Annotated in this window: 5 protein-coding genes and 1 pseudogene; 2 read left to right on the forward strand and 4 right to left on the reverse strand. The window is 70.2% G+C overall.

All coding sequences use genetic code 11. The features are described from left to right. The coding region (locus ACLN58_RS17615) for an alcohol dehydrogenase catalytic domain-containing protein (protein WP_415856546.1) at nt 1–384 on the reverse strand (384 nt) is incomplete at its 3' end. A gap of 106 nt (nt 385–490) precedes the next feature. Between ACLN58_RS17615 and ACLN58_RS17620 the strand changes: the two genes are divergently transcribed. Beyond that, nucleotides 491–1,456 (forward strand): AraC family transcriptional regulator, encoded by a 966-nt coding sequence (locus ACLN58_RS17620; RefSeq protein ID WP_415856547.1) that lies wholly within the window; start codon nt 491–493, stop codon nt 1,454–1,456. Here the strand turns inward: ACLN58_RS17620 and ACLN58_RS17625 are convergent. The 3 genes from ACLN58_RS17625 to ACLN58_RS17635 form a co-directional block, all read right to left on the reverse strand. After that, nucleotides 1,428–1,871: an SRPBCC family protein gene (locus ACLN58_RS17625; RefSeq protein ID WP_415856548.1), complete on the reverse strand. Its 444-nt coding sequence runs from the start codon at nt 1,869–1,871 to the stop codon at nt 1,428–1,430. The genes ACLN58_RS17620 and ACLN58_RS17625 overlap by 29 nt on opposite strands. A gap of 200 nt (nt 1,872–2,071) precedes the next feature. Further along, nucleotides 2,072–3,184 (reverse strand): branched-chain amino acid aminotransferase, encoded by a 1,113-nt coding sequence (locus tag ACLN58_RS17630; RefSeq protein ID WP_415856549.1) that lies wholly within the window; start codon nt 3,182–3,184, stop codon nt 2,072–2,074. Between the two features lie 150 nt (nt 3,185–3,334). Then, complete coding sequence (locus tag ACLN58_RS17635; RefSeq protein ID WP_415856550.1) at nt 3,335–4,402, reverse strand: 3-isopropylmalate dehydrogenase; 1,068 nt, start codon at nt 4,400–4,402, stop codon at nt 3,335–3,337. Nucleotides 4,403–4,566: 164 nt separating this feature from the next. Here ACLN58_RS17635 and ACLN58_RS17640 point away from each other — a divergent pair. After that, nucleotides 4,567–5,037, forward strand: a pseudogene (locus ACLN58_RS17640) (sensor histidine kinase); the annotation flags it as partial.

The raw sequence follows: 5,037 nt of genomic DNA on the forward strand, positions 1-5,037 counted from the left end.
TCCGGCGACGAACAGCGCCCCGCCGGCCTGCCAGGACACGGCAGGGTCTCGCGGCACGAGGCTGCCCGCGGGGACGGCGACCAGCTCGGCATGGCTGGCCCGGGTGTCCACCCAGCCGATCACCTCATCGCCCACGGACCACTCGTCCACCTCGGATCCGACCTCCTCGACGACCCCCGCGAGGTCGCTGCCCTGGCCAGAGGGGAAGGTCGCAGGCCACCGATCGTGGAGGACGCCAGCCCGGATCGCGCTCTCGCCCGGGCTGATACCGGCGGCCCGCACCCGAACGAGCACCTCCCCGGCCGCGGGCTCCGGCCGGGGTACCTCCCTGACCTCGAGCACGTCGAGGTCACCATAGTTGTCGAACTGCACTGCTTGGGGCATGCCGCCCCTCCCTCCTTGAGTTTTTGTTCGCACCATCAAGGAAACCTTCTCGGCGAAGCGTGATCCATGCTGGATTCGCCTGATGACATATGCGATCGTCTCAGGTGTGGACGTATTGACGGATCTCCTGCAGCGTTCGCGCGCGCACGGCGCCGCGTTCTCGCATTCGACGGCGCTCGGCACCTGGGGGGTCAGATTCCCGGTCGGCGCCAAGCTCGCGATCCACGGCATCCTCAGCGGCGAAGCGTTCGCGTGGACCAGCGACGCCAGCCGGTCGCGCCACGTTCTGCCCGGCGACGTCGTGCTGGTCCGCGGGCCGTCCGAGCAGTTCATGGCCCACTCGCCGGGCGCCGACGTGGTCCCCTTCCTTGGCCATCCCTCCGTTGGCCCACCAGGCGGGGCGCAGCGGATGGTGTTCGGAGAGGGGTCTGGGAGCCCGACCACGTTCTTCTGCGGTGCGTACACCTTCGCGGGTGAGCTGTGCGCGGGGCTGCTGGCCGGGCTTCCGGACCTGACCGTGGTGCGCCCGCGGGCCGGCTCGGCCCTCCGCGCGACCCTCGACGTGTTCGCAGGCGAGCTGCTCCACGACGCACCCGGGCAGCAGGCCCTTCTCGACAGCCTGCTCGACGTGATCCTCGTGCAGGCGCTCCGGGAACAGCTCGCCGCCGATGTTCAGGCCGCGCCCGCCTGGTTCCGCGCGATGGACGATCCAGCGGTCGCGTCCGCGCTGCGCGCCGTGCATAGAGACCCCGCCCGGGCCTGGACGGTCGCAGGCCTGGCCGCCGAGGCATCCTTGTCCCGTGCAGCCTTCGCGCGCCGGTTCACCGCGCTGCTCGGCGTCGCACCCCTGACCTACGTCGCCGACTGGAGGATGGCGCTGGCGCGCGAGCAACTGCGCGAGGGCGGCACGAGCCTCGCCGCCATCGCGCGCTCGCTGGGGTATGCGTCCGAATTCTCCTTCGCGGCAGCCTTCAAGCGCCACCACCGCATGCCACCCGGGCGCTGGCGGACCGCGGCGGCCCGCGCGCGAACGGCAAACGGCCCTATCGGCGAGCCTCGAGCCGCTCCTTGAGCCGCCTATGGCTCGCCGGAGCGCCCCGCGCCGCGAGCTGACGAACGGCGGGCACGAGCGCCTTGCCGAAGCCATGGCCCTCAAAATCGAGCTCGAATGTCACCCGGGACCGTGCGCCGTCGTCGAGCGGTTCGATGTCGATGCTCGCGTGAGCCCGAATCGGGCCGTCGACGCCGTGGGCGACGAACCGGCGGGGCGGCTCGACCTCCGTGATCTCCTGGGTCATCGTGCGCTCGTTGGGGCCGATCCGACGGGTGGTCGTGAACCGCGACCCCACCGTCCGGCCGCCCCCGCCCTCGAAATGCACCTCGAGGACGTCGGCCTGCCACTCCGGGAAATGCAGCGGGTCGCTCGCGTACGCGAATACCTCAGCTGGCGGACGGTCGATATCGATGGTGTTCGTGAGTGCTGACATGGCTCCTCCTGCCTCTCCATCGTCCTCCCATCCAACCGACTTCGACCCTGCAGGCGGGAATCCTTCAATGCGACGCGGTGCGCTCACAAGGAACCCCGGGATTGTGCGCGAACGACGACGGCGCGTCCCCCTTAATCGGGGAACGCGCCGTCGTTCGCGGTTGGGCCGAACAATCTGTGCCCCGCGAGCGGAGCCAGCCCCTACGCGAGCCGGGTGAGCCAGCCGTGGAGATCCTCGACGGTTCCCGTCTGGATCCCGAGGAGCTGCTCGCGAATGGCCATCGCCACGGAGTCGGCGCCGAGCGGCGGGGACACGAGCGAGCCGGTCGCGGTCTTGAGCTCGCCGATGGGCGTGATGACGGCGGCGGTGCCGCACGCGAACACCTCGGCGAGCGTGCCGTTCTCGAGCGACTCGCGCCACTCGTCGATCGTGATCTTCCGCTCCTCGACCTTGTGCCCGCGGTCAGACGCGAGCTGTAGGACGGAATCGCGCGTCACGCCGTGGAGGATATTGCCGTTGAGGGCGGGCGTCACCACTCGGCCGTCGGTGAAGACGAAGAAGACGTTCATGCCGCCGAGCTCTTCGACCGCGTTGTCGTTGGTCGGGTCGAGGAACAGGACCTGCTTGCAGCCGTGGGCCTCTGCCTCGATCTGGGCCGCGAGCGACGCCGCGTAGTTGCCGCCGCACTTCGCCTCGCCCGTGCCGCCGTGGCCCGCGCGGGCGTAGTGCTCGGAGAGCCAGATGGAGACGGGCTTGAGCTCGCCGCCGAAGTAGTTGCCGGCGGGCGAGGCGATGACGCGGTACGAGACCTCGCGCGACGGGCGGACACCGAGGAACGCCTCTGTGGCGATCATGAACGGGCGCAGGTAGAGCGCCTCGCCGTCGCCGCCCGGGACCCAGTCCTTGTCCACCGAGACGAGCCGGCGGAGCGACTCGATGAAGACCTCCTGCGGGAGCTCGGGGAGCGCGAGCCGCTGCGCAGAGCGGTTGAACCGGTGTGCGTTGGCCTCGGCGCGGAACGTCCACACCGAACCATCGGCGTGCCGGTACGCCTTGAGGCCCTCGAAGATCTCCTGGCCGTAGTGCAGGACCGCGGCGGCCGGGTCCATCGCGATCGGGCCGTAGGGTTCAATGCGGGCGTCGTGCCAGCCGCCCTTGCCCTCCGTGTCAACGGTCCAGTCGACGACCGCGGTGTGATCGGTGAAGTAGTCGCCGAATCCCGGGTTCGCCAGGATGGCCGCACGCTCCTGCGCACTCTTCGGGTTGTCCGTGAGCCGCTGCGAGAATTCAACGCCCAGGGCGTTCTGAGTCATGGTTCCTCCACATCGTTCCGAGGCGCGCGGCTGCGCCGCCGGCACCTCGGGCTGTCAGTGCCCTCAGCTTACGCCTGTCGCTCAGGCGGGCCGGGCGTTGATTCTGAGCATTAAAAGCTGGGCCAGCCCCGGGGGTTGCGGGACCCTCCGTCAGACGAGCGCGGCGATCGCATCGCCGATCTGCGCCGTGGTGCGCTGCTCCCCGGCCGTGCGGGACTCGACCTCGGCCTTGACCGCGGCCTCGATGCTCGCCGCCGCCGCGGCAAGAACAGGATCTCCCTGGCCTACGTGGTCGAGGAGCAGCGCAGCGGAGAGAATGGCCGCCGTCGGGTCGGCCTTCTGCTGGCCCGCGATGTCCGGCGCCGAGCCATGGACGGGCTCGAACATCGACGGTGCCGTGCGGTCGAGGTTGATGTTCCCCGAGGCGGCGAGGCCGATGCCGCCCGTGACGGCTCCGGCGAGGTCGGTGAGGATGTCACCGAAGAGGTTGTCCGTGACGATCACGTCGAAGCGCGCGGGATCGGTCACGAGGAAGATGGTTGCTGCGTCGACGTGCAGGTAGTCGTGCTCGACCTCGGGGAACTCGGCGGCGACGGCCTCGACCGTGCGCTTCCAGAGGTGCCCCGCGTGGACGAGGACGTTGTGCTTGTGCACGAGCGTGACCTTCTTGCGCGGGCGCTGGGACGCGCGCCGGAACGCGTCGCGGACCACGCGCTCCACGCCGTAGGCCGTGTTGACGGAGACCTCGGTGGCGATCTCGTGCGGGGTGCCGACGCGCAGCGCGCCGCCGTTGCCGACGTACGGGCCCTCGGTTCCCTCGCGGACCACCACGAAGTCGATCTCGCCCGGGGCCGCGAGCGGGCTGCCGACGCCGGAGTACAAGCGCGACGGGCGCAGGTTGACGCAGTGGTCGAGGCTGAAACGGAGCTTGAGGAGCAGCTCGCGTTCGATGAGCCCGGACGGGATGCGCGTGTCGCCAGGGGCCGCGCCGACGGCGCCGAACAGGATCGCGTCGCGACCGCGGAGGTCCTCGAGCACCTCGTCGGGCAGCGTCTCCCCCGTCGCGAGCCAGTGCTGCGCGCCAAGCGTATAGTGCGTTTCCTTGACCTCGACGCCCGTGCCGCCGAGCGCCTTGTGGAGCACCTTGAGGGCCTCTGCGGTCACCTCTGGGCCGATTCCGTCGCCGGGGATCACTGCAAGGTCGAGAGTCTGGGTCATGAACCAACCCTAGCCGCGCCATCCATATGCTGGTCACCCAGTCTCGCCATGCGGACGGCGGCCTGCTTGACCAGCCGCAACCCCGATAACCCCCGCCAATCAGCACCCACGGTCAGACCCTGGCATGATGCCATTCGCCCGCGCGCGGCCTAGGCTCTGACATCATGCGCTCCGCCCACCATCGCCTCTACCGCTGGGCCCAGTCGCACCCCGCGCGCGTCGACGCGCTCGCCGCGGCGACACTGTTCGTGGTGCTAGCCGGTCCGTACGTCGTCATGGGCCTCCGCCTCCGCGAGTTCGTGTTCGCGTCGCTGCTGGTGATCCCGCTCGCGTGGCGCCGCTCCCACCCCGCGGCCTCGGGCGCGATCGTCGCGGCGGTGTCCCTGATCCAGGTCATCGTGAGCAACCAGCCCGTCGCCGCCCAGCCCCTCGCGCTCGTCACGGTGTACTCGCTTGCGGCGTACGGTCCGCGATGGGCGAGCCTCGGCGGGCTCGGCGTCGCCGCCCTCGGCGGGTTCCTCTTCGTGCTGCGCTTCTTCGTCCTGCCCACCATGGCGGGCGCGTATCTCACGGCAAACGGCGGGCTCCGCATCCCCATCCAGCTCATCGGGGCGATCGCGATCGACGCCGCGGTC

Source organism: Sinomonas sp. G460-2 (assembly GCF_047759905.1).
In the GTDB taxonomy this organism is placed as follows: Bacteria; Actinomycetota; Actinomycetes; order Actinomycetales; family Micrococcaceae; genus Sinomonas.

Bases quoted from the DNA above. Each gene is read 5' to 3' on its own strand.
- ACLN58_RS17625 (WP_415856548.1), bottom strand. From the start codon at position 1,871: ATGTCAGCACTCACGAACACCATCGATATCGACCGTCCGCCAGCTGAG.
- ACLN58_RS17630 (WP_415856549.1), bottom strand. From the start codon at position 3,184: ATGACTCAGAACGCCCTGGGCGTTGAATTCTCGCAGCGGCTCACGGAC.
- ACLN58_RS17635 (WP_415856550.1), bottom strand. From the start codon at position 4,402: ATGACCCAGACTCTCGACCTTGCAGTGATCCCCGGCGACGGAATCGGC.